Source organism: Bacillus cereus, assembly GCF_015071065.1.
GTDB classification, from domain to species: Bacteria; Bacillota; Bacilli; order Bacillales; family Bacillaceae_G; genus Bacillus_A; species Bacillus_A cereus_BA.
Window position 1 is genome coordinate 1064013 of record NZ_VOVA01000001.1, and the last position, 22771, is coordinate 1086783.

Sequence of the window (22771 nt, forward strand, 5' to 3'; positions counted from 1 at the left end):
CCATTCGAGCATTTACGAGCAAGTGACCCCTCTCCCCTTCTGCTAAAGCTGGAGATCGTAGTCTTATTGCCCACAAATCAGGGATAGTACTGAACTCTAACTTTTGTATTGTACCACAATTCTCCTCTTAAGCAGTACTTCACTCTATTTTTCTTTTAAGAGAAAACATGCTATTCTTTTAGGCAGGAAATGTAGAAAATGAGGTCGATATATTATGCATTATGATGTTATTGTCATCGGCGGCGGTCCTTCAGGACTAATGGCTGCAATCGGTGCTGCTGAAGAAGGCGCAAGCGTCTTACTTCTTGATAAAGGAAATAAACTAGGACGTAAACTTGCGATTTCTGGTGGTGGTCGTTGTAACGTAACGAACCGTCTACCACTTGATGAAATCGTTAAACATATACCTGGAAATGGTCGCTTCTTATACAGTGCTTTTTCTATTTTCAGTAATGAAGATATTATTACATTCTTCGAAAATCTCGGTGTACAACTGAAAGAAGAGGATCATGGCCGCATGTTCCCAGTATCAAATAAAGCGCAATCTGTTGTAGATGCACTGTTAACACGATTAAAAGACTTAGGTGTGAAAATACGTACGAATACGCCTGTTGAAACGATTGAATATGAAAGCGGTCAAACGAAGGCTGTTATTCTGCAAACAGGTGAAGTGTTAGAAACGAATCACGTCGTTATCGCTGTTGGCGGAAAATCTGTTCCTCAAACTGGTTCTACTGGAGACGGATACGCTTGGGCTGAAAAAGCTGGGCATACAATTACAGAACTTTTCCCAACAGAAGTACCAATTCTTTCAAACGAACCGTTTATTCGTGACCGCACATTACAAGGTCTTGCTTTACGAGATGTAAACTTAAGTGTATTGAACCCGAAAGGAAAAGTTATCATTTCTCATAAAATGGACATGCTTTTCACTCACTTCGGCCTATCTGGTCCTGCTGCTCTTCGCTGTAGCCAATTCGTTGTGAAAGCGCTGAAAAAGTTTAAAACGAACACAGTGCACATGAGTATCGATGCATTGCCAGAAGAAAATAGTGAGCAACTGTTCCAGCGCATGCTGAAACAAATGAAAGAAGATCCGAAAAAAGGAATTAAAAACGTTTTAAAAGGCTATGTTCCTGAACGTTACTTCCTATTCTTATTAGAAAAAAATGAAATTGACGGTAGCGAACAAGCTGGACAAGTTTCTCACGAGAAGATTCGTGCACTTGTGAAAGACCTTAAAGAATTTACTGTGAACGTAAATGGTACGCAGTCAATTGAAAAAGCATTCGTTACTGGCGGAGGGGTATCCGTTAAAGAAATTAATCCGAAAGAAATGGCTTCGAAATTCACGAATGGTTTATACTTCTGCGGAGAAGTTCTTGATATTCACGGTTATACTGGCGGCTATAACATTACATCTGCCCTTGTTACTGGCCGAATTGCCGGAACAACAGCTGGACAAAATGCGAAAATGCAATATTAAAAAAAGAAACAGGGACTCCTGTTTCTTTTTTTAGTATGTTGGAATAGCAAAGCAGTACACGAAATTATATCGGCGATACTTTAAATATATCGACCGTTTCTTCAAAAATATCCCTTCCTCCTAACTTCCCATTGCTTTTTTGTTGCTTTATATACCTTAGTACCTTTATATTTTATATTGTTGAATATTCGAAAAAGGGTAAGGGGAAAACAAATGAGAAAAAAAGTCATGATGTCTTTAATGCTAATGACGTTTCTTTCTGCGGTAGAAGGAACGATTGTTAGTACAGCAATCCCTCGTATAACGAGTGATTTGTCAGGCGTCGAACTTGTTAGTTGGGTATATGCAATCTATATGCTTGCAACAGCTGTTTCGACTCCAATATACGGAAAACTTGCTGATTTATTCGGCCGTAAAAAAGTTCTGCTCATCGGAGCAACAATCTTCTTAATCGGTTCTGCACTTTGCGGAGTCGTTACATCAATGGAACAATTAATCTTCTTCCGTGCTCTTCAAGGTATAGGGGCTGGTGCTGTTATGCCGATCACAATGACGATTATTGGAGACCTATATAGCGAAGCGAAAGACCGCGCGAAAGCACAGGGCTGGATGAGTGCCGTTTGGGGTGTATCTGGTGTTATTGGGCCGTTAGTAGGTGGATTTTTAGTTGATTCTCTTTCTTGGCGCTATATTTTCTTCTTAAACGTTCCTTTTGGAATTATCGCTTGCTTAATGTTTGCCACTTCTTATAAGGAATCTGTTAAGTCCGCCGCTAAGCAACATATCGACTATCTTGGTGCGACAGTCTTCTCATTAAGTACAATTGCTTTACTATACGCATTATTAACAGGTAGCAGTAAGCAAAACTGGGGAGACATTTCAATTATCGGCCTATTAATCTTTGCCGCTGTTTCATTCATTATTTTCTTATACATCGAGAAAAAATCTCCGGAACCATTAATTCCGCTAGCACTTTTCTCTAACCGTACATTGTCTACAATAAACATACTAACACTTATTGCTGGCGCAATGATTATTAGTATTACAGTGTATCTTCCAATTTGGAGCCAAGGTGTTTTAGGAAAAAATGCGACAGAAGCTGGACTCATTTTAATGCCGATTCCTGTTATGTGGACATTCGGTGCTATGTTCTCTGGTAACTTAGTTGGCAAGTTACAAACGAAACAAATTATTTTACTTGGAGCTAGCATTTTATCAGTTGCTACTTTCTTATTATTTACATTATCAACAGATTCACCATCATTCCTTATTTATGTTGCAGTCGGATTATTCGGCTTAGGAATGGGGCTTGTTACACCAATTTACATGGTAACAATTCAAGCAGCTGTACCGACCCATACGCGCGGAACGGCAGTTGGTTTAAACACATTTATTAATACATTTAGTCAAACACTAGGCGCTGCAATCTTCGGAACAATCTTCAATACGATGATTCATGCACGTGGCATTAAAAACCTTGATCTTGTTTCTTCTGGCGGACATGGAGGAGCTACAGCAAACGTAGCAACCGAGTCTCAAGACGCATTAGCAGCAAGTGTACACGTCATTTATATGAGCACTTTCGTATTAGCAGTATTCACATTAATTATCGCTTGGATCCTATTAAAGCCAGCTAAGCAAACAAGTGAACAATAAAAAGAGGATGACCATTTTGGTCATCCTCTTTGCATAAAATCTACTCTTCATTCTCCACAATATGTTTAAGCATGGACAATTTATTATCCCAAAATCGTTCATAATACGAGAGCCACTGCTGTAATTCCTCTAATGGTTCTGGATGCAAACGGTATATCTTTTCTCTTCCACTTTTTCTTCCACTCACTAAATTCGCTTCTGAAAGAATATGAAGATGCTTTACAACTGCAGTACGGCTCATCGGAAAATGATCTGTTATTTTTGAAATTGGTAACTCTTTATCACTTAATAACCGTAATACTTCTCGGCGGGTTGGATCAGCAATTGCTTGAAACACATCATATTTCGCTGCTGATGAGGACATTTAATCTTCGACAACCTTTTTCAGTTTTTCATTTACAATCGCTACCCAGCCACCACTCATTCTATCGCGAATAATAGAGCTCTTCGCATTCGCTTTCGGAAGAATTTCATCAGGATGTTTCCAGCCGCCGTGAATTAACGTGAATTCTGTTTTATCTCCTAAGTCTTTCAAAATGAATGAAACAATCCAACCATCTGTATCCCATGAGAAAGATAAATGATTTGGTTCATCAATCTCTAACACTTTACATGGTGATGGTCCAAAAGGTGATTGCACATGAAACTCATGTCCTACCTCTAATTCGAAATCATTTGGCATAAACCATGACGCAATTCCTTCTGCAGTTGATACTACATTCCATACTTTTTGAATAGACGCGTTAAAAACGATTGTTTGTTTAATATCGTTTAATGTATTTTGTTGGTTCATTTTATATCTCCTTTATTCGGCATTAAAACATAACACCTTTTGGTTGTATTTAAATAATATAACACCTTTTAGTTTCATGTCAACGACGATTCTTTTCACTGTTGAGAAATTCTCAACATTTTTTCAACAGGACAAACACCCTCTCACCATTCCTTCATAATATACTCACAAAGGCAATGAAAAATAGAAAATTCCCTCAACATGAAACTCCATCACTCATATTGAGAGAAGCGCCTAACGTATCTCATCTGTACTTCGTCTCTCCTCCTTCCCTCTGAGGCAATACGCGAGATATGAAAAACTAGAAGGAGTGTGCCCGCCATTTGGGTAGGTAGTTATTTCTCTTCTCCTCAATATTTCCTTAGAAGTGAAATGACTACCCACTCACTTTTTTTAACAAAATAAAAAGGAGATGAAAGCTATGTTCTATTGCATTAACTGTTCTGAAATTCACCATGAAAAACATCCGAATGATAAAGTATTCAAAAATGGTTTTTATATTGATCCATTTTTAGGTGATCGTTATCACCTCGGTATGTGCACTGATGCTCAGGAGCATGAAACAGGAGAAATTCTTTTAACGGCAAAGAAAACAGGCGCAACACAATCTATTATGAATATTTTACCGACACACGTTGTCCCAACATAAAACATAAAAAAGAGCTGGCTCCCCAGCTCTTTTTTATGTTTTATAAACAATCATCGCTGAAAAACAATAAATTTGATTTTCATCATCGTTAATTGAAACACCAACTTGATACTTTATATCTACAAAATTTCCATCATCAATTTTTTTCAAAAATACATTTACAGCGTCTTCTAAGTCTTTTTCATGACTTTCATCAAACACTTTCACACGAATCATGTTAACACCATCCTAGATCGCAGCCCTCCGCCGCTTGTTTATTGCCACGGTGCGTATCTATGATGCGATAAAACTTTCCATCTTCATATATATATCCGTCTTCTAGCACATATTGTTTATCTTCAGTATAGACATAAAACTTACCTATCATAAACTTACTCGTATATAATTCTAAATAATCTTGCCTAAATTTAGCTACAACTTTATTTGTAATATCAATTCTAATTGTACGCCCCACCTTCTCTCCCTCCCTTGCAAAGAACGGATTTAGGTATATTGTATTAGCGATTTTATATTTTATGCTTAAAAATAAGTGGATATGCCTTCTTTCTGCGCCTATACTGTTTTTCTAAAAAATCCCCCCTATTTATTCAACTTATAAGAGCAAAAAAACAAATAAAAAAAAATGACTTTTATATATTGACTACAGCATATCAGATGTGATATTATATAAAATTTGACATTTTTATCCTTGTATGTTATCATTAAAAGTGGTTACCACATATGGAGGTGGATGATTTGTTTCAAATTGGTGATAAAATCGTTTATCCAATGCACGGTGCAGGAATCATCGAAGCAATTGAAGAGAAAGAAATATTAGGCACTACGCGTCAATATTGTGTTATACGCATCATTAGTAAAGATATGCAAGTAATGCTTCCGATGAATCAATTACAAAAATCAGGTATACGTTATATCGTCGATAAAGGTACGTTAGATGGTATACTTCTTGAATTTCATCATGGGGAATCAGACCCATCACTCTCTTGGAAACAAAGATATACAATGAATATGGAAAAAATGAAGAACGGCAATCTTCAAGATAGTGCAGAAGTTGTTCGTGATTTACTTCGTCGCAATAAAGAAAGAGCATTAAATGCGAGCGAAAAACAAATGCTAGATAATGCGCGTAAAATGGTTATTAGTGAAGTTGCACTTGTACAGAATGTTTCAGAACATCAAGCAACAGAATTTCTTCAAGATACAATCAATCATTAATTTTAAAAATAGCCAACCGCTATTTTTTTTTGCGTAAAAAAGGCTAAAGAGTTAAATCTCTTTGGCCTTTCACATTACCCACGCCCCGCTTGAAACGATGGGTATAAAGTCATTCCACCATCTGCAAATAACGTAATTCCAGTTACGTAACTCGCCTCTGATGAAGCGAGCCAAGTTGCTACTGCTGCGATTTCTTCAGGATTTCCAATGTAGCCCATCGGTATCATACTTTCTACGTCAGCACGCTTTTTAGGATCAGCAAACTTTTCAGCATTGATTGGCGTATTAATTGCACCTGGTCCAATATTATTTACTCGAATACCTTTTGGCGCATATTCTAACGCTAACGTTTCTGTCATAAGTTTAATACCGCCCTTACTTGCTGCATAGTGCACGAATAGTGGCCACGGAATTTTCTCATGAACACTAGACATATTAATGACAGATCCTTTAATGTCGTGTTCCACAAAATATTTAATCGCTTCACGACTTCCTAAAAATGCGCCTGTTAAATTTGTATTGATTACTTTATTCCAATCTTCTAACGGCATTTCATGCGACGGTACGGCGTTTTCTATTCCTGCATTATTAATCATAACGTCGAGCGTACCAAACTCTTTCACAGCAGATTGAATGAGATTCGCAACATCTGATTCAATCGTTACATCACCTTTTACAGCAATCGCTTCTCCGCCCACCTTTTTAATTTCTTCTAACACATCATTTGCTTCTGACTCTCGTGAGCGATAGTTAATAACAACTTTCGCCTTCTCTTTAGCAAATCGTACTCCCATCGCTCTTCCGAGACCAGTCGCTGATCCCGTAATAACTACAACTTTTCCTTCTAAATCGCTATACATTTCAATACCCCCTTTAACTTTTTGCAATCCCTAACATAATTCCGGCTGCGATAATAAAAACGATTCCAACAACAATCCCTGTTAATTGGCGTTTCGTTTTTCTTTCACCTAATATAAGAATCCCGCCAAGCGTCGAAATAATAATTCCCATTTGTGAAAGGGAAAAGCTTGTTGCGACCCCGACTCTTGGCTGCGAAATGAATAAAAACATATTCCCAGCTGCCCAAATTAATCCTGGAATAATATTTCGTATCGCATATTTATTAAATGGATGATGTTTAAACGTAAGTAAAATGCCTCCTAACACCATACCAACTGCTTGTGGTAATAAAGCCGACCAGCCATCTACGTTAAATAGCCTAATAACTACTACGTAAACTAAATAACCGACTGTTGAAATTAATAAAATAATAATTCCTTTTTTGAAATTCCCTGCTTGCTCTGCACTCTTCTCTTCTTTACTTTGAAGCGATGTTAAAATAACCCCGATAATAATACAAACGAGCGCCAAAACTCCAAGGACGACCGATATCGTCGTTGACCATTCATGAAACACGATAACCCCAAATAATGTTGTCGCGACTAATTGAAGCCCTGTTGAAATCGGCATCGTTCTGGAAACACCCATTAAATCAATACTTTTTAATTGATTCGCTTGACCAAGTGCCCAAAATAAGCCGGATACAATTCCAACTCCAATAACGGTCGGAGTTAATACCGGCTTCGTAAAAATATAAACAACAATTGAGAAGATAAGTGCACCGAACGTTGTACCGAGCGTTTGACTATACGGTCCCCCGCCCAGTTTCACGTTAAATAGCACAATACTCCCCCAAAATATAGCTGGTAAAATCGCTAAAAGTATATCCATCGCTCATTACCTTTCTCTACAAAATGTCATAGGTTACCGCTCTAAATCATTAGAATGAGCTTTTATTTTTTCGTTTTTCCGTGCACAAATCTTTTCTACAATAGCACCAGAAACATTCTTTTCTCGCTCCACTTTCTTTATCTTTACGTGATCTAAATTATCTTCCAAAGTAAGTGTAACTTTATCATTCGGCGGATTATGTGCACCCTGAAACGTAAGAAATTGTAGCGTCACTTCAAATCTAGGAATGAACTCATCTTTCTTGCCTAGACGCTTTATGTTTGTAACGGATTCACATTCATGTTGATCTTCTGTCACTTGCCTTATAACCGAGTAATATCGATTCAGTAACGCACTTTCTAAAAGCTGTTCCGTCGATTCTTTTGCCAAAGAATTGCTTGGAGAAAAGAAAAAAACAGAACATATCATTGAAATCATTACACATATCTTTTTCATAACTTCCTCCTTTTCCTATAAGATAGTATTCTCCAAAACGCCATAAAAAAACGACTTTCCCTATGTAGGAAAGTCGTTTTTTATAGCAAAAATCCAATATTAACCACCACTCACTGGTGGTATTAGTGCAACTACATCACCGGATTGTATCGTATCATCTTCATTTGCGTACTCTTCATTAATCGCAACCATAATTGGCGCTGACACTGGTACATTATATTCTTTCGCAACAATTTCTTTTAACTCTGCTACCGTAATATTTTCTTTCTCTATTTGTAATTCACTCGTCCCTGCTTCTTCTTGCAAGTTCGCAAATAACAATACTCGAATCATATTTATAACTCCTTCCCAGGCTCTCCTGCTGGATATGGTGTTTTTTCTAATTGGTCACCAATCCATGAGTCACCATCTTCCCAAAACTCCTTTTTCCAAATCGGAACAATTTGCTTAATACGCTCCATAATATATTCATTCGCTTCATAAGCCTCTTTGCGATGAGGCGTTGATACAGCAACAACAACCGCTATATCAGAAATTTGCAGCGTGCCGATGCGATGCGTAATCGCAACATGTGTACCGGGCCACTTCTCCTTCACTTCTGACCCAATTTTCTGTAGCATCTTTTCTGCCATCGTCTTATAAGCTACATACTCTAAGTATAGTGTACGACGCCCTTTCGTAAACTCCCTAACTGTTCCGATAAATGTTGTGACAGCACCACATTCACGGCGAACTACTTTCTTTGTCACCTCTTCAATCGAGATTTCTGTATCAATTACTTCATAATACGTATTTATCATTTTGCACCCCTAGCCGTTTGTAAAAACCAGTCTATATACAATTTTTCTTCTGTTATATGAAATACTTTATATTCTTCTCGTACATTTGACGGAGCATCATACCACGTAATAACCGCCGCTATATTTTCTACTTTATGTAAAAGTTCAGCGTCTTCCGCAGAACGAAGTAACACTATTTTGGGATATCCCTCAGCTTTATAGCCCTCTATTAAAATCGTATCCACTTCAAAAAATTCGTACAAGCGGATAATTTCTTGCAAGGACCATTCATCTCGCAGTGAGGACAGAGATAGTAATCCAGCGCCTTCTACACTACTTACTACAGCACCAGCTTTTCGGTGTCTTTCACTATCTTTTTGCGCTACTTCAGGAAAGCCCCCGTGACCATGATGTTTAATTGTAGCAACCTTCATTTCTCTTTCAGCTAATGCATGTACCATTTTCTCTACAAGCGTTGTTTTCCCGCTATTTTGATATCCTACTATTTGTAAGATTGAAGAGGCTTTGCCCACGGCCAATCACTTCCCTCAGAGCATTCTAACAATAATATAGACACTTTCATTCCTGCTTCAAATCCTCTCGTTCCTCCAGGCAGCACGATAAAAGCATTTGCATCCGCAAGTGAAGAGACTGCACTCGATTTATCTAAACCGACTGGCGCCACTTGTAGTGCCCCATTAACAATGCTCGCTTTCGCTCTTACAAAACGAGTAAACGGATTTGGTTTCGGAAAATCTTTTTGCAAAATAGCGTCTGCCCTATATATGTGAGGCTCTTTCGCATGCAAATACGTTTTCATAATTGGATGCACAAATAATTCGAAACCTACATAACAAGCTGATGGATTACCTGATAAACCGAAGAGTAGCTTTCCATCAACTTCAGCTACTGTCGTTACACTCCCTGGCCTCATCGCTATTTTATTAAAGAGTACATTCGCCTGTAACCTTTCATAAATAGCTGGTAAATAGTCGTAATCTCCTACTGAAACACCGCCCGTTGTAATTAAAATATCAACCTCATCCATCGCTGATTTAACGGCTGTAAAACATGCATCTAACTCATCGGCAAGTTGTCCATAGTAACGCACTTTCCCGCCAGCTTTCATAATTTGAGCGGCAATCATATAAGAGTTACTATTTCTAATTTTCCCTGGCTCTAACGCCTCATGCACTTCTAGTAATTCGCTTCCTGTCGTTACAATACCGACAACAGGCTGTTTTACAACTTTCACAGTGCTATATCCAAACGTCGCTAATAGCGCGGCAACACCTGGATTGATTACAACACCTTTCTTAACAAGGACTTGATTTTGTTTTATATCTTCCCCTTTAAATGACACATTGTCACCGTTTTGGAAAGAACGTTTTAACTTCATATATGTACTTTTGTTCTTCTCGAATCCTTCCGTCAACTCTAGCATTACGACTGCATTGCAACCTTTTGGAATAGCTGCTCCTGTCATAATACGAACCGCCTGAAAAGCTCCTACTTCTTCTGTAAAAACAGATCCTGCTCCGATCCCTCCTATTACTTCAAATTCAACCGGCTGCTCTTGACTCGCTTCCTTCGTATCTTCTGCTCGAATTGCGAAACCATCGTAAGGAGAACGATCAAAGTGAGGAACGTCGTGATCTGAGACAACATCCTCCCCAAGAACCCTCCCGTAACTTTCTGTAATAGAAACTTCTTCTACTTCACCATGCTTAGCGTACTTCATAACCCGCTCTACTGCCTCAGCAACTTGAATCGGGATTCGTTTTTCTACCATTGTTTCTCACCTCATATTTGCAAAATATCTAATCTCGATTACACTTTATATATTAAATCGCAATTACTTCAAGGAGGAATTCCATGTCTTCATTCACACATTTCAACGACCAAGGACGCGCTAAAATGGTTGATATAAGTGACAAAAAAATAACCGTTCGAACAGCAATAGCATGCTCTAGCATTCTCGTTACGAAAGAAATTTTTGATAAAATCTCTCACAATGAAATTGGTAAAGGTGACGTATTAGCCGTCGCACAAATCGCAGGTATTATGGCTGCAAAACGTACTTCTGATATTATCCCAATGTGCCATCCTTTATTATTAAAAGGTGTTGACGTCTCTTTCGATTGGAAACAGTCAGAAGAACAATATCGACTACTTATTGAAGTAAAAGTTAAAACAGAAGGTAGTACCGGCGTTGAGATGGAAGCTTTAACAGCTGCTTCCGCTACCGCTCTTACTGTATATGACATGTGTAAAGCCGTTGATAAGGGTATGATTATTGGCGAAACGTACTTACTTGAAAAAACGGGTGGAAAAAATGGAGATTATATTAGAAATTCTTAATCCTACCTTTTCCATTTGAACCTAAAGGATTTCCCTTTAGGTTCAACCTATATATCTTGCATATAGTCGTTTCGCAACATTCATATCATTCGTACCATGAATAAACGCCCTGCCATCTGTAAATAAAACAAAACGATATTCTTCCACAGGAAATGATAATAAATACGGCGTTGCTTTTACATCCACACTTTTTTGTAAGCGCTTTTTAATTTCTTCTAAATTAAAACCCTGACGCACACCTGGACGGATTTGAACTGTATTTCGCCCACATAATACTTCTGTTTTCGTTTGTGCTTCAAATGTTAAACTCGGATATGTACGTAATTTTCCACAAGATAAACATGTATCCTTTTTCTGCCTATTCACTTTAAATGCCATCTGTTGATTATTCCAAAGATCAAATGATAGCATCGTTTCACGAAGTGCCTCAAAATCTTCTACTAATATTTTCAGGGCCTCCGTTATTTGATGTGCAACTACTAATTGCACTGCTGGCTGTATAATACCGGCCGTATCACATGTCGCTCCGCTCGCCGGATGTTCCATTAAACATCGAAAACACGGCGTTTTTCCTGGCAAGATTGTATAAGTTACTCCGTAGCTTCCAACACACCCTCCGTATATCCACGGAACGTTATACATCTGGGATATATCATTAATAAGAAGGCGCGTTTCAAAATTATCCGTCGCATCTAATATTAAATCTACACCTTTAATTAACTCTTCCATTTCTTGCACTGTTACATCAGTCACAACCGGTACAATTTCTACTTCGGAATTAATTGCCTTCAAATGTTCTGCTGCTGCTATCGCTTTCGGCTTATAATGCGTTGCATCTTCTTCTGTATATAATTGTTGCCTTTGTAAATTACTCCATTCTACATAATCACGATCAGCAATTGTTATTTTTCCAACACCTGCTCTAACAATCGCTTCTGCATTCGCTGCTCCGAGCGCACCAGCACCGATGACGAGCACGTGCTTCTCTCTTATTTTCCGCTGCCCTTCTTCCCCAACACCAGAAAATAACATTTGTCTTGAATATCGCTCTTGCATACGACATCCCCCTTTCTTATCCTCCTATATAAGACATTTCAATTTTCGGACGATTTTTCGCGCTTTCTTCTGTCCGTTCATCTGAATATCTATCTTTTCTATTCCCCCATATACCTTGTATAACATTTAACAAATCATCATCTGAAAGATTTTCTCTAAGAAGTTTCCTTAAATCCATTCCTTCTGTCGCAAACAGGCAAGTATAAAACTTTCCATCTGCTGAAATTCTTGCTCTCGTACAAGAAGAACAAAATGACTCAGAAACAGAGGTAATAAAACCAACCTCTACATTTGTTCCAACGTATCGATACCGCTTCGCAACCTCCCCAAAATAATGAGCTTCAGCTGGCTCAATTGGATACACCCCATGAATCATATCAATTAATTCTCGTTTCGTAATAACTTGATCAAAATTCCATCCATTCGTACTGCCAACATCCATAAACTCAATAAATCTAAGTGAAATTCCTTGTTCTTTAAAATACGCAGCAACCGGAAGTACTTGATGATCGTTCATCCCTTTTTTCACAACCATATTTACCTTCACTTCAAGGCCTGCTTCTTTCGCTGCCATAATTCCTTTTAACACTGGCTTCGTATCCATATTCCGGCCATTAATTGCGCGGAACACATTATCATCTATCGCATCCAAACTAACATTTACTCGGTGTAACCCAGCTTCTTTTAACGCCTTCGCTTGCTTCGTTAAATGAATCGCATTTGTCGTTAATCCTATATCTACTAAACCGTCAATTTTCACGAGACGTTCGATAAGTTTTGTTAAATCCTTACGGAGCAATGGCTCACCGCCAGTAAGTCTAATTTTCCGTACACCGATGCTAACAAATACTTTTGCTAATCGCTCGATTTCATCAAATGTCAGTAAAAACTCCTCTTTCAAAAAAGCATAATCAGGACCAAACACTTCCGCTGGCATACAATACGTACACCGTAAATTACAACGATCAATGACAGAGATGCGCAAATCTTGAAGTGGACGTCCGAAAAAATCTTTAACCTTCTCCTGCATCGCCACTCTCCCTTTCTGCCAAATTTATCCCTCTCCTCATTCTATTATAATATATTTTTGAAACGTGATGTTTTTGCTCAAACAAATAAAAAGCCTTGAAGCATAAAAGCTTCAAGGCTCCCTTTCTTATTAACTTAAGCGAATAATTGTTAATACCGCTCCCGGCGTAGTCGTTGACAATGTCGTAATAGAAATCACACCAAACAACTGTAAACTCACAGTCGCTCCCGCTGGAATATTAGCAATAACCGTAGCACTAAAACTAGTTGTAGCTATCACCGGAGAATTAATAGTTCCGGACAAAGCCGTTCCATTAACAATAACTTGCGAACTTACTAATAGCGCAGCCGTTATATTAAGCGTATATGAAATATAGTAATTACCTGCATTTGCCACTGTAAATACCGTATTAGCACCATTTACCGTAATTCCCGGTCCAATATTTTGGTTGTTTGGTAAAGGGATATTCGTTCCCCCTAAAATAACCGATATAGATGTTCCAGATGTATTATTGGCAAAAGCATACGTAGCCGTCGTACTAACTCCTGTTGTCCCCGTACTTCCCGTTGCTCCTGTACTTCCGGTTGCTCCCGTACTTCCCGTTTCTCCTGTACTTCCGGTTGCTCCCGTACTTCCCGCTGCTCCTGTACTTCCGGTTGCTCCCGTACTTCCCGTTGCTCCTGTACTTCCGGTTGCTCCTGTACTTCCGGTTGCTCCCGTACTTCCTGTCGCTCCCGTACTTCCCGTTGCTCCTGTTGCTCCCGTACTTCCTGTCGCTCCTGTTTCCCCTGTTACTCCTGTACTTCCGGTTGCTCCCGTACTTCCTGTTGCTCCCGTACTTCCCGTTGCTCCTGTACTTCCTGTTGCTCCTGTACTTCCGGTTGCTCCCGTACTTCCTGTCGCTCCTGTTTCCCCTGTTACTCCTGTTGCTCCTGTACTTCCGGTTGCTCCCGTACTTCCTGTCGCTCCTGTTTCCCCTGTTACTCCTGTTGCTCCCGTACTTCCGGTTGCTCCCGTACTTCCTGTCGCTCCTGTTTCCCCTGTTACTCCTGTTGCTCCCGTACTTCCGGTTGCTCCCGTACTTCCTGTCGCTCCCGTGCTTCCCGTTTCTCCGGTTGCTCCCGTACTTCCGGTTACTCCCGTACTTCCTGTTGCTCCCGTACTTCCGGTTACTCCCGTACTTCCTGTTGCTCCCGTACTTCCTGTTGATCCCGTACTTCCTGTTGATCCCGTACTTCCTGTTGATCCTGTACTTCCGGTTGCTCCTGTACTTCCTGTTGATCCCGTTTCTCCCGTACTTCCGGTTGCTCCTGTACTTCCTGTCGCTCCCGTACTTCCTGTTGATCCGGTTGCTCCTGTACTTCCTGTTGATCCTGTACTTCCCGTTTCCCCTGTACTTCCTGTTGCTCCCGTACTTCCGGTTACTCCCGTACTTCCGGTTGCTCCCGTACTTCCTGTTGCTCCCGTACTTCCCGTTGCTCCTGTACTTCCTGTCGCTCCCGTACTTCCTGTTGCTCCCGTACTTCCCGTTGCTCCTGTACTTCCTGTCGCTCCCGTACTTCCGGTTACTCCCGTACTTCCGGTTACTCCCGTACTTCCTGTTGCTCCCGTACTTCCTGTTGCTCCTGTACTTCCTGTTGATCCTGTACTTCCCGTTTCCCCCGTACTTCCTGTCGCTCCCGTACTTCCGGTTGCTCCCGTTTCCCCTGTTACTCCGGTTGCTCCCGTACTTCCTGTTGCTCCCGTACTTCCTGTCGCTCCTGTACTTCCTGTCGCTCCTGTACTTCCTGTTGATCCCGTTTCTCCCGTACTTCCTGTTGCTCCTGTACTTCCCGTTTCTCCCGTACTTCCTGTTGCTCCCGTACTTCCTGTTACTCCTGTACTTCCTGTTACTCCCGTACTTCCGGTTACTCCTGTACTTCCTGTTACTCCCGTACTTCCCGTTGCCCCCGTTGCTCCTGTACTTCCTGTTACTCCCGTACTCCCTGTTGATCCTGTACTTCCCGTTGATCCTGTTTCCCCTGTTACTCCTGTTGATCCCCTACTTCCTGTTCCCCCTGTTGCTCCCGTACTTCCTGTTGCTCCCGTGCTTCCCGTTTCTCCGTTTACTCCTGTTTCCCCTGTACTTCCCGTTGCCCCCGTTACTCCTGTACTTCCTGTTACTCCCGTCGCTCCCGTACTTCCCGTTGACCCTGTTGCACCTGTCGCTCCCGTATTTCCTGTTACTCCTGTTGATCCCGTGACTCCTGTTATCCCTGTCATTCCAGTTGGTACTGGAGGTAAAGTCGGGCCAATAAGTTCTGGTGGTATTTTCAAATTAGAATTTATCGCCCTTTGTATTTGTGGTTTTCTATCATTTTCTTCCACTATTTCCACCCCTCAAAAACAAATTGCACCTATGAAATATGTTCAGGATAAAAATATGTTCAGAATGAAAAATTCCCCTCCCATTTGAATTGTATTTTCCAAAACCGTTTCCAATACTTCTTTTAAATAAAAACTCCCCTAATTTCTTAGGGGAGTCCAGTTGTTGAATCCATATTATCTGTATTAGGAACACTTTGTACTATACTTGATACATTTGCACCTTGACCCGTATTTGTTCCTGTTAGATTACTAGCAGGAGTACCTCGTGTATATGTTGTCGTCACAGAATCTCCCGGCTGTAAACAAAGCTTCGTCTCCGTTCCTATTACTGTAACAACATCAATCCAAGTGCAACCTGTTGAACCACTATACGATTTCGAAGCAGTAAACGATGTATCACGCAAATTATCACCGGTAAATATATTCCCCGTATTATTAACAATAATAAACTCTTTTATATGCGCAGGCATACTTACACTCTACCTTTCCTTTATCCACCTAATGTACGTGTACTCGTCGCTAATGGCGGTAAAAATACTGATGTTCTAATCACCGCTTCTGGCTGCCGCTTCCCATTTAAAAAAATAGCCGCACTTGACCCTCCAGCACCCGCATATATTTTCGCTACAGCTAAAGGTGAGATATCATAACAGTCACCAACATTAACAGCTCCTGTATTATTTATAATTTTTACTTTACGCATGTTAATCCCCATTTACCTATCCCCCTTTTATACACTGTATGCAAAAGAAAAAAACTTGAAACAAACACGTTTCAAGTTTTTACAGCTACTTATTTAGTTTCGCCTTCATATTGAAGCATACCGCCAACCATGTTCACCGTTTTAAATCCTTGCTCATTTAAATAATGGCATACATTTTCACTACGCATTCCCGAACGGCAAATAAAGATATATTCATTCTCTTTCTCAAAGAAATCTACTTTATTTGGAATATCGCCCATTTTAATATGTACAGCTTCCGGAATTTTCCCTGCCGCTACTTCTTCATCTTCCCTTACGTCTACTAAAAATAACGTTTCTCCATTTTCTAAACGCTCTTGCACTTCTTCTGTAGTAATTGTGTTAACTTCTGTCATATGTCGTTCCTCCTTATATACAATAAAACCTTTAATTTCTTCTTCAAACAACTATTTCTAATCAATTTTAGCATGCGAAAGAAAGAACGCAAAGAATGGAACATTTATTTCTCAATTTCCCCGCAAAACTTATTCTTTACAAACATAACTAGCGCATTGTATCCTCAATATACTTGTTTTATGAAAGGAGCCAGTTAAAATGACACTTTTTCTTTTCATTACGGGCATCATTTTCTTAATCGCTGCAATTATTGCTCTTAGTATGAAAAATAATAAAAAGATAAAATCGCCACAAGAAATGTCATTCTTATTTCTATTACTTAGTATAGCTTTCTTCGGTTTATCAATCGCTACATATATTTTCCGTCTGCAAATCATGTAAAAAAGGTGCCTATTCCAAACAATGCACCTTTTCCACATCATCTATTTCCTACACAAAACTAGATACCTTCCGATTTAAAAACTCGTAAACTTTCTTTTCAAACAAATGAATATCTAACGCTCCAGCCATATGTCCATTTATACTTTCTATCTCATACACTTCCGCATACTTTCCTTGTTTTTGCAAAATGTCTACCATTTTATAATTGTAACGAGGCGGCTGAAGTAAATCTTGTTTGCACGGAATCATAAGTACATTCGCTTCTATCTTAGAAAGAGCCTCTTCTAAAGAAGAAAATCCATGCGCAATATCATGCAATAAGACTGCTTTCGCAGTGTACATCCATGAATTTGCATCTACTAAATCTATACTTTTGCATGTCACTTTATTTATCTCTTTCTCAAATGATGTTAATGCAGAAAATTCCTGATAAGGTGCCATTTCTATACTGTTCCGCGGGAATGCCATTTCATAAAAATGTTCATCGAACGCGTTCATAAACATCATTTTATTTGCTAAATGAAGTCCCTTCGTTGGCTGCTCCTCTCCGTATTTTCCACCTTTCCAGTTTGGATCAAGCTGAATTGCTTCAATCGCATTTTGCGCTACATTGCCCGACGTTATAATTGGGTTTTGCGGATTCGTAATGACTCCAATCATTCGTTCTACCATATGCGGATAGTGGACAGCCCATTGCTGCGCAATCATCCCTCCTGCTGATGGCCCCATTACAGCATGCAATCTAGCAATCCCCATATCTTTTATTAACTCATATTGCATACGTGCTACATCTAAAAATGTGAAAACTGGAAAATCCATCACATACTCAAAACCAGTCATCGGATTTATCGATTTCGGTCCCGTTGTAATCACGTCGGGGTTCTTCACCTGTACATTACAAAGGTTATCAGTGCATATAACGAAATATTTATTTGTATCAATTGCTTTCCCAGGTCCAATTAATCCATCCCACCAACCAGCTTCCTCATCATGCTCTGTATATTTTCCTGCCGCATGACTTGTTGCACTAAAATAGTGACAAACCAAAATCGCATTTGATTTTTCTCTATTTAAAACACCATACGTCTCATACCCCATTTGAACAGGAATCTCCCTACCATTTTCAAACACAAACTCTTTTAAAACAAAATTCTCCTTTTTTACAATTTGCACAGACTCGCCTTCTTCCCGTCATATTATGAACTGCTTACTAAAGGATTTTTTCTATGCAAACCATTCTCCTTCTTCTTTTCATAAATAAATGAATAATATACAAAATTAGCCACAAAATAGCACTATATTACACAATCAAAGAGGGCATACATATGATTTGGAATTGGTTACGTAAGAAAAAAAACTCAAATACAGCAGAAGCAAAAGAGACAAATGAATCGGAACAACAGCCTAACGATCAAGAGACCAATAACACAAAGCAAACTAGAAGCATGAAACAGAGCAAAGATAAGAATAACCAGCAAAAAAATATGGAACAAACTGAGGAACCTTCTAAGCAAGATGATTCTTCTCAAGACAAGCAGCAAAATTCTAAGCAAGATGATTCTTCTCAAAACAAGCAACAAAATTCTAAACAAGGTGATTCTTCTCAAAACAAACAACAAAATTCTAAGCAAGATGATTCTTCTCAAAACAAGCAACAAGATTCTAAGCAAGATGATTCTTCTCAAGACAAGCAGCAAAGTTCTAAACAAGAGGATAATTCTCAAAACAAACAGCAAAGTTCTAAACAAGGTGATTCTTCTCAAAACAAACAGCAAAGCTCTAAACAAGAGGATAATTCTCAAAACAAACAGCAAAGTTCTAAACAAGGTGATTCTTCTCAAGACAAACAGCAAAGTTCTAAACAAGAGGATAATTCTCAAAACAAACAGCAAAGTTCTAAACAAGAGGATAATTCTCAAAACAAACAGCAAAGTTCTAAACAAGGTGATTCTTCTCAAAACAAACAGCAAAGCTCTAAACAAGAGGATAATTCTCAAAACAAACAGCAAAGTTCTGGAAGTAACAGCATTTATGACTTTAGTAAACCAAAAAGGGACCACATTCATTCTCTACAAGACTTAATAACGAAACTAAAAGAGTCTAGTGATTTTGTTAATTATCATACATCTGACAATGAAACGATGCCTTATTGGATCTCTTACTATCGCCCTTCACTTGACGGGGAGAAATTACAAAAGTATTTAATGCCTACTCTTTTAGAACGACCTTGCGCTTCACTCGAAGAATTAAAAGAACATATTCCGATAAGCGGCATTACAATTACGAGCGACTTACAAAAAATTGAGGATATGGTTTTAAAGGGACATGCAATTATTCAATTGAACCAGCAAGATCAAAAATGTATGCTTGCAAACATTGCAATTGATACTTACCGGGCGCCCAGTCCTCCATTAAATGAATCAACAGTTATTGGTCCTCAGGAAGGTTTCGTAGAAGCTATTGATACGAATATTAATTTAGTACGAAAACGCCTTCCTGTTTTAGAGTTACAAACAAAAGAGATGATTGTTGGAGAGTTTTCAAAAACAAAGGTTGTGATGATGTATTTAGACAACCTTGCAGAAAAAGATAATGTAGAGTTTCTAGAAGAATCATTACGTGCTCTCGAATACGATCAAATTAACGATAGTGCTTATATACAAGAATTAATGGGTGAAAAATCAATTTTCCCTCTCTATATCAATACAGAACGCACTGATAGGGTTACAAAAGCACTTATTGATGGGAAAATTGCTATTTTTGTTGATGGTTCTCCAAGTGTCCTATTAACACCTGTATCCTATTTCGACTTTTTCATTTCACCAGAAGACTATAACGTTTCCTGGTTATACGCTACATTCTCAAGGATTTTACGGTTAATCGCTGTTCTATTCTCAATTTGTGCAACTCCATTATACGTTGCAGTTTTGAATTATCATTATGAATTAGTTCCGAGTGACTTACTTGAAACATTGATTTTATCAAGGGCTCAAGTACCATTTCCCCCTTTAATAGAAGCACTTTTCTTGGAACTTGCAATTGATTTATTAAGAGAAGCTGGCGCGCGATTACCTATGAAGGTCGGACAAACACTCGGTATTGTAGGCGGTATCGTAATTGGGCAAGCGTCCGTGCAAGCTGGTTTAACGAGTAACATTTTATTAATTATCGTTGCCTTATCAGCACTCGCTTCCTTCATTACACCAATTTATAAAATGGGGAATGCCGTTCGACTACTACGTTTTCCATTTCTCGCATTTGCAGAAATAGGTGGACTCTTCGGTATATCTCTTGGATTTCTCTTTTTATTTACCCATTTGTTTAGACTTACTTCTTTACGTAAGCCGTACGCTCTCTTTTATCCAACGAGACAACAATCCTTTAAAGACTCTTGGATTCGTTTTCCATTAACAATGATTGATACACGAGATGTTCAAGCAAGACCGCAACACGTAAAGAAAGCAACTAATGGAATTTCTACGAAACATACGTCAGATTTTGATGATTAAGAAATGAGGTGCATCGATGAGTAAAATTAAAGCAGAACACCAAATATCACCCGTCTTCGTTTTCTTTTTAATTCACGGTGCACAATTCGGTGCCGGCGTCCTTGGGTTTGCCCGTATTATTGCTAAGGCTGCTGGATATGACGGTTGGATAGGAGTTCTCATCACAGGAATCATCATTCATATTCTCCTATGGATGATGTATTTCTTGTTAAAAGAAACAAACGGAAATTTAATTGATTTACAGCGACAAACGTTTGGAAAATGGCTAGGAAACGGCATTAATCTCATCTTTATAGCCTATTTTTTAACCGTCAGCATTTCTGTCATTCGAACATACGTTGAAATTATTCAAGTGTGGATGTTTCCTACCGCTTCAACTTGGATGTTAACACTCTTTTTATGCTTAGTTAGCTATTACATTATTTCTTCTGGATTTCGTGTAATTACTGGTATTTGCGTCATCTCTATTGGTGGTACATTGGGATATTTATTTCTTAGCCTATTCGTTTTGAAATACTCACATTGGCCTAATTTACTACCTATTTTCACACATTCTTTTTCAGATATTTTAAAAGCCGCCCAGCTGTCAATCTACAGTATGACAGGGTTTGAGATTTATCTTATGATTTATCCATTTGTGAAAAATCCTAAGCAGTCTCATAAATTCGCTCAATACGGAGCACTATTTTCAAACCTTCTATATTTATTTAGTACACTTTTAGCCTTTTCGTTTTTTAGTGAAAAACAATTATCAAAAACAATATGGTCACAACTTTCCATGACCCAAGTAATCCAACTTCCTTTCATAGAAAGGCTAGAGTACATTGCAATCTCAGCTTACGCTCTCGTTATTGTTACAAGCTCTATCCTTCCTTTATGGGCTGCGACAAGAGGAACACACGAAATATTTCGTGTAAAACAAAGAGGTGTTTTAATCGCTTTTATGCTTATTACCCTTGTTGTTTCACAGCTTTTAACGAACAGACATGATATTAATGACTTTATTAGTAATGCATCAAGGGTTAGTTTTTGGCTTATATACATATACATCCCAATCTTATTTATTATTGTGTGGGTGAAAAGAAAATGGAAAAAATCAAAAGAAAATTAATTCTTCTTTCTTGTATTAGCATCTTCAGTCTAACTGGTTGCTTACAAAAAAATATTATCGATGATGTCAACCTAATTCAAGGGACTGTTTTTGATACAGCAAAAGATAATAAAGTAAAAGTCACATTCGTTTGTCCTATACAGAAAAAAGGTAATAAAGTTCAAGTTTTTGAAGGAGTAGGAAACGCAGTAAAACAAGTAAAGGCGGATACTTCTTTAGAATCCGCTCAACCGTTTGCAAGTGGACAAATGCGTTTTGCTTTATTTACTACAAAAATCGCAAAAAAAGGGTTATCAACTTCCTTTGACACGTTAATTCGTGATGTGAATATCGGGAACTCTATGTATGTCGGTTTATTAGAGGGAACAGGGCTAGACTTACTAAAAGGTAAATATACAACATCATCTAACGTTGCCATTTATATAAAGAAAATGTTAGACCATAATATGAAAACGGGTCCTTTACCTACTGACAATCTACATTTAGGAGCCTATCGATATTATCGTAAAGGCCAAGATTCCTATTTACCAATTCTCAAAAAAGATAAAGATAAAATAAAAATTACTGGCATCGGCCTTTTAAAAGGAGATAAATATATTGGTAAAATTAGTTATCATGATATGTTTGTCTTTAAAGGCTTATTGGAAAAACACCGATTAGATTCACATGAATTTAAAGCAAACTCCGGATACACAATCATTAATAATATTCGCTCTGTCCCTACTTACCAAGTAAATATTAAAGACGGAAAACCATCATTTTTTATACACGTCAAACTAGAAGCGCGTATTCAAGAAATATCTAAACAGTTCAACTTGGATAATAAAAAGAACACAAAAAAAATAGAAAAATCAGTTGAAAAGCAATTAGATGCAACAGCTAACAAATTAATTAAACAGTTTAAATCGTTAAATGTGGATCCACTTGGCCTTGGTGCAAGGTATAAAGAACATTATCGCCCATTCAAATTAGAAGAGTGGAGAAAAATGTACAAAGATGTTCCCATTACAATAAAATACACAGTTAACATTACAAATTCTGGTGTAATTGAATAAGTTAATGATTGAACTCCCCTCTCTGACATGGTACAAC

The 22771-nt window shown here is 38.5% G+C and carries 27 protein-coding genes; 9 read left to right on the forward strand and 18 right to left on the reverse strand.

Translation table 11 applies throughout. The features are described from left to right. Positions 1–214 precede the first annotated feature (214 nt). Together FT637_RS05580 and FT637_RS05585 are read left to right on the forward strand one after the other, a co-directional pair. Entirely contained in the window at positions 215–1486 is a 1272-nt protein-coding gene (locus FT637_RS05580; RefSeq protein WP_193645443.1) for an NAD(P)/FAD-dependent oxidoreductase, read from the forward strand. A 213-nt stretch (positions 1487–1699) separates the two neighbouring features. After that, positions 1700–3142: an MDR family MFS transporter gene (locus FT637_RS05585; protein WP_193645444.1), complete on the forward strand. Its 1443-nt coding sequence runs from the start codon at positions 1700–1702 to the stop codon at positions 3140–3142. Positions 3143–3182: 40 nt separating this feature from the next. Here the strand turns inward: FT637_RS05585 and FT637_RS05590 are convergent, their stop codons facing one another. Next, the gene (locus FT637_RS05590; protein WP_002138687.1) at positions 3183–3506 is read right to left on the reverse strand and encodes an ArsR/SmtB family transcription factor; all 324 of its coding nucleotides are present in this window, start codon (positions 3504–3506) and stop codon (positions 3183–3185) included. Then, positions 3507–3935, reverse strand: a complete 429-nt coding sequence (locus tag FT637_RS05595) for an SRPBCC family protein (RefSeq protein ID WP_193645445.1) — start codon at positions 3933–3935, stop codon at positions 3507–3509. A gap of 421 nt (positions 3936–4356) precedes the next feature. Here FT637_RS05595 and FT637_RS05600 point away from each other — a divergent pair, with 421 nt between their 5' ends. After that, positions 4357–4584, forward strand: a complete 228-nt coding sequence (locus FT637_RS05600) for a DUF3973 domain-containing protein (RefSeq protein ID WP_000498999.1) — start codon at positions 4357–4359, stop codon at positions 4582–4584. A 33-nt stretch (positions 4585–4617) separates the two neighbouring features. Here the strand turns inward: FT637_RS05600 and FT637_RS05605 are convergent, their stop codons facing one another. Together FT637_RS05605 and FT637_RS05610 are read right to left on the reverse strand one after the other, a co-directional pair. After that, positions 4618–4800, reverse strand: coding sequence for a sporulation protein Cse60 (locus FT637_RS05605; RefSeq protein ID WP_098542874.1), 183 nt, complete (start codon positions 4798–4800; stop codon positions 4618–4620). A gap of 1 nt (position 4801) precedes the next feature. Continuing rightward, entirely contained in the window at positions 4802–5038 is a 237-nt protein-coding gene (locus tag FT637_RS05610) for a DUF2553 family protein (RefSeq protein WP_002089059.1), read from the reverse strand. Between the two features lie 266 nt (positions 5039–5304). Between FT637_RS05610 and FT637_RS05615 the strand changes: the two genes are divergently transcribed. Next, the gene (locus FT637_RS05615; RefSeq protein ID WP_087947353.1) at positions 5305–5799 is read left to right on the forward strand and encodes a CarD family transcriptional regulator; all 495 of its coding nucleotides are present in this window, start codon (positions 5305–5307) and stop codon (positions 5797–5799) included. Between the two features lie 74 nt (positions 5800–5873). Here the strand turns inward: FT637_RS05615 and FT637_RS05620 are convergent, their stop codons facing one another. From FT637_RS05620 to glp, 7 genes are all read right to left on the reverse strand, one after another. Beyond that, entirely contained in the window at positions 5874–6659 is a 786-nt protein-coding gene (locus FT637_RS05620) for a glucose 1-dehydrogenase (protein ID WP_193645446.1), read from the reverse strand. Positions 6660–6672: 13 nt separating this feature from the next. After that, complete coding sequence (glcU, locus tag FT637_RS05625) at positions 6673–7530, reverse strand: glucose uptake protein GlcU (RefSeq protein ID WP_193645447.1); 858 nt, start codon at positions 7528–7530, stop codon at positions 6673–6675. A gap of 33 nt (positions 7531–7563) precedes the next feature. After that, positions 7564–7986: a DUF3888 domain-containing protein gene (locus FT637_RS05630; RefSeq protein WP_193645448.1), complete on the reverse strand. Its 423-nt coding sequence runs from the start codon at positions 7984–7986 to the stop codon at positions 7564–7566. A gap of 99 nt (positions 7987–8085) precedes the next feature. After that, positions 8086–8319 carry a molybdopterin converting factor subunit 1 gene (gene moaD / locus FT637_RS05635; protein WP_098990111.1) on the reverse strand — a complete coding sequence of 78 codons (234 nt, stop codon included), beginning with the start codon at positions 8317–8319 and terminating at the stop codon, positions 8086–8088. Between the two features lie 2 nt (positions 8320–8321). Beyond that, the gene (gene moaE, locus FT637_RS05640) at positions 8322–8786 is read right to left on the reverse strand and encodes a molybdopterin synthase catalytic subunit MoaE (RefSeq protein ID WP_002129479.1); all 465 of its coding nucleotides are present in this window, start codon (positions 8784–8786) and stop codon (positions 8322–8324) included. After that, positions 8783–9304: a molybdopterin-guanine dinucleotide biosynthesis protein B gene (gene mobB, locus FT637_RS05645; protein ID WP_193645449.1), complete on the reverse strand. Its 522-nt coding sequence runs from the start codon at positions 9302–9304 to the stop codon at positions 8783–8785. Before mobB ends, moaE begins: the two co-directional genes overlap by 4 nt. Next, on the reverse strand, positions 9268–10557 hold the full coding sequence (gene glp / locus FT637_RS05650; protein ID WP_193645450.1) for a gephyrin-like molybdotransferase Glp: 1290 nt from the start codon (positions 10555–10557) through the stop codon (positions 9268–9270). The genes mobB and glp overlap by 37 nt, the downstream gene beginning before the upstream one ends. 83 nt (positions 10558–10640) lie before the next feature. Here glp and moaC point away from each other — a divergent pair, with 83 nt between their 5' ends. Further along, positions 10641–11126 carry a cyclic pyranopterin monophosphate synthase MoaC gene (gene moaC / locus FT637_RS05655; RefSeq protein ID WP_002112363.1) on the forward strand — a complete coding sequence of 162 codons (486 nt, stop codon included), beginning with the start codon at positions 10641–10643 and terminating at the stop codon, positions 11124–11126. Positions 11127–11168: 42 nt separating this feature from the next. Here the strand turns inward: moaC and FT637_RS05660 are convergent, their stop codons facing one another. From FT637_RS05660 to FT637_RS05685, 6 genes are all read right to left on the reverse strand, one after another. Then, complete coding sequence (locus FT637_RS05660; protein ID WP_193645451.1) at positions 11169–12182, reverse strand: molybdopterin-synthase adenylyltransferase MoeB; 1014 nt, start codon at positions 12180–12182, stop codon at positions 11169–11171. Between the two features lie 16 nt (positions 12183–12198). Beyond that, on the reverse strand, positions 12199–13212 hold the full coding sequence (gene moaA / locus FT637_RS05665) for a GTP 3',8-cyclase MoaA (protein ID WP_193645452.1): 1014 nt from the start codon (positions 13210–13212) through the stop codon (positions 12199–12201). 129 nt (positions 13213–13341) lie between these two features. Continuing rightward, entirely contained in the window at positions 13342–15579 is a 2238-nt protein-coding gene (locus tag FT637_RS05670) for a BclA C-terminal domain-containing protein (RefSeq protein WP_193645453.1), read from the reverse strand. A gap of 146 nt (positions 15580–15725) precedes the next feature. After that, on the reverse strand, positions 15726–16049 hold the full coding sequence (locus FT637_RS05675) for a hypothetical protein (RefSeq protein ID WP_193645454.1): 324 nt from the start codon (positions 16047–16049) through the stop codon (positions 15726–15728). Between the two features lie 20 nt (positions 16050–16069). Continuing rightward, positions 16070–16294, reverse strand: coding sequence for a spore germination protein (locus FT637_RS05680; RefSeq protein WP_193645455.1), 225 nt, complete (start codon positions 16292–16294; stop codon positions 16070–16072). Between the two features lie 77 nt (positions 16295–16371). Then, entirely contained in the window at positions 16372–16677 is a 306-nt protein-coding gene (locus FT637_RS05685; protein ID WP_002123173.1) for a rhodanese-like domain-containing protein, read from the reverse strand. Between the two features lie 199 nt (positions 16678–16876). Here FT637_RS05685 and FT637_RS05690 point away from each other — a divergent pair, with 199 nt between their 5' ends. Next, positions 16877–17059, forward strand: coding sequence for a hypothetical protein (locus FT637_RS05690; RefSeq protein ID WP_016106395.1), 183 nt, complete (start codon positions 16877–16879; stop codon positions 17057–17059). A gap of 48 nt (positions 17060–17107) precedes the next feature. On the opposite strand, the gene FT637_RS05695 is transcribed toward FT637_RS05690, so the two are convergent. Next, positions 17108–18232, reverse strand: a complete 1125-nt coding sequence (locus FT637_RS05695; protein WP_193645456.1) for an alpha/beta fold hydrolase — start codon at positions 18230–18232, stop codon at positions 17108–17110. 152 nt (positions 18233–18384) lie between these two features. On the opposite strand from FT637_RS05695, the gene FT637_RS05700 reads away from it, so the two are divergent. The 3 genes from FT637_RS05700 to FT637_RS05710 are packed head-to-tail and all read left to right on the forward strand — an operon-like array spanning position 18385 to position 22734. Beyond that, complete coding sequence (locus FT637_RS05700) at positions 18385–20568, forward strand: spore germination protein (protein ID WP_193645457.1); 2184 nt, start codon at positions 18385–18387, stop codon at positions 20566–20568. Between the two features lie 16 nt (positions 20569–20584). Then, the gene (locus FT637_RS05705; protein WP_193645458.1) at positions 20585–21679 is read left to right on the forward strand and encodes a spore germination protein; all 1095 of its coding nucleotides are present in this window, start codon (positions 20585–20587) and stop codon (positions 21677–21679) included. Continuing rightward, positions 21655–22734: a Ger(x)C family spore germination protein gene (locus FT637_RS05710; protein WP_193645459.1), complete on the forward strand. Its 1080-nt coding sequence runs from the start codon at positions 21655–21657 to the stop codon at positions 22732–22734. Before FT637_RS05705 ends, FT637_RS05710 begins: the two co-directional genes overlap by 25 nt. Positions 22735–22771 lie beyond the last annotated feature (37 nt).

Coding starts and splice junctions, on each gene's coding strand:
- FT637_RS05580 (WP_193645443.1), top strand. CDS start 215: ATGCATTATGATGTTATTGTCATCGGCGGCGGTCCTTCAGGACTAATG.
- FT637_RS05585 (WP_193645444.1), top strand. CDS start 1,700: ATGAGAAAAAAAGTCATGATGTCTTTAATGCTAATGACGTTTCTTTCT.
- FT637_RS05590 (WP_002138687.1), bottom strand. CDS start 3,506: ATGTCCTCATCAGCAGCGAAATATGATGTGTTTCAAGCAATTGCTGAT.
- FT637_RS05595 (WP_193645445.1), bottom strand. CDS start 3,935: ATGAACCAACAAAATACATTAAACGATATTAAACAAACAATCGTTTTT.
- FT637_RS05600 (WP_000498999.1), top strand. CDS start 4,357: ATGTTCTATTGCATTAACTGTTCTGAAATTCACCATGAAAAACATCCG.
- FT637_RS05605 (WP_098542874.1), bottom strand. CDS start 4,800: ATGATTCGTGTGAAAGTGTTTGATGAAAGTCATGAAAAAGACTTAGAA.
- FT637_RS05615 (WP_087947353.1), top strand. CDS start 5,305: ATGGAGGTGGATGATTTGTTTCAAATTGGTGATAAAATCGTTTATCCA.
- FT637_RS05620 (WP_193645446.1), bottom strand. CDS start 6,659: ATGTATAGCGATTTAGAAGGAAAAGTTGTAGTTATTACGGGATCAGCG.
- glcU (WP_193645447.1), bottom strand. CDS start 7,530: ATGGATATACTTTTAGCGATTTTACCAGCTATATTTTGGGGGAGTATT.
- FT637_RS05630 (WP_193645448.1), bottom strand. CDS start 7,986: ATGAAAAAGATATGTGTAATGATTTCAATGATATGTTCTGTTTTTTTC.
- moaD (WP_098990111.1), bottom strand. CDS start 8,319: ATGATTCGAGTATTGTTATTTGCGAACTTGCAAGAAGAAGCAGGGACG.
- moaE (WP_002129479.1), bottom strand. CDS start 8,786: ATGATAAATACGTATTATGAAGTAATTGATACAGAAATCTCGATTGAA.
- glp (WP_193645450.1), bottom strand. CDS start 10,557: ATGGTAGAAAAACGAATCCCGATTCAAGTTGCTGAGGCAGTAGAGCGG.
- moaC (WP_002112363.1), top strand. CDS start 10,641: ATGTCTTCATTCACACATTTCAACGACCAAGGACGCGCTAAAATGGTT.
- FT637_RS05660 (WP_193645451.1), bottom strand. CDS start 12,182: ATGCAAGAGCGATATTCAAGACAAATGTTATTTTCTGGTGTTGGGGAA.
- moaA (WP_193645452.1), bottom strand. CDS start 13,212: ATGCAGGAGAAGGTTAAAGATTTTTTCGGACGTCCACTTCAAGATTTG.
- FT637_RS05675 (WP_193645454.1), bottom strand. CDS start 16,049: ATGCCTGCGCATATAAAAGAGTTTATTATTGTTAATAATACGGGGAAT.
- FT637_RS05680 (WP_193645455.1), bottom strand. CDS start 16,294: ATGGGGATTAACATGCGTAAAGTAAAAATTATAAATAATACAGGAGCT.
- FT637_RS05685 (WP_002123173.1), bottom strand. CDS start 16,677: ATGACAGAAGTTAACACAATTACTACAGAAGAAGTGCAAGAGCGTTTA.
- FT637_RS05690 (WP_016106395.1), top strand. CDS start 16,877: ATGACACTTTTTCTTTTCATTACGGGCATCATTTTCTTAATCGCTGCA.
- FT637_RS05700 (WP_193645457.1), top strand. CDS start 18,385: ATGATTTGGAATTGGTTACGTAAGAAAAAAAACTCAAATACAGCAGAA.
- FT637_RS05705 (WP_193645458.1), top strand. CDS start 20,585: ATGAGTAAAATTAAAGCAGAACACCAAATATCACCCGTCTTCGTTTTC.
- FT637_RS05710 (WP_193645459.1), top strand. CDS start 21,655: ATGGAAAAAATCAAAAGAAAATTAATTCTTCTTTCTTGTATTAGCATC.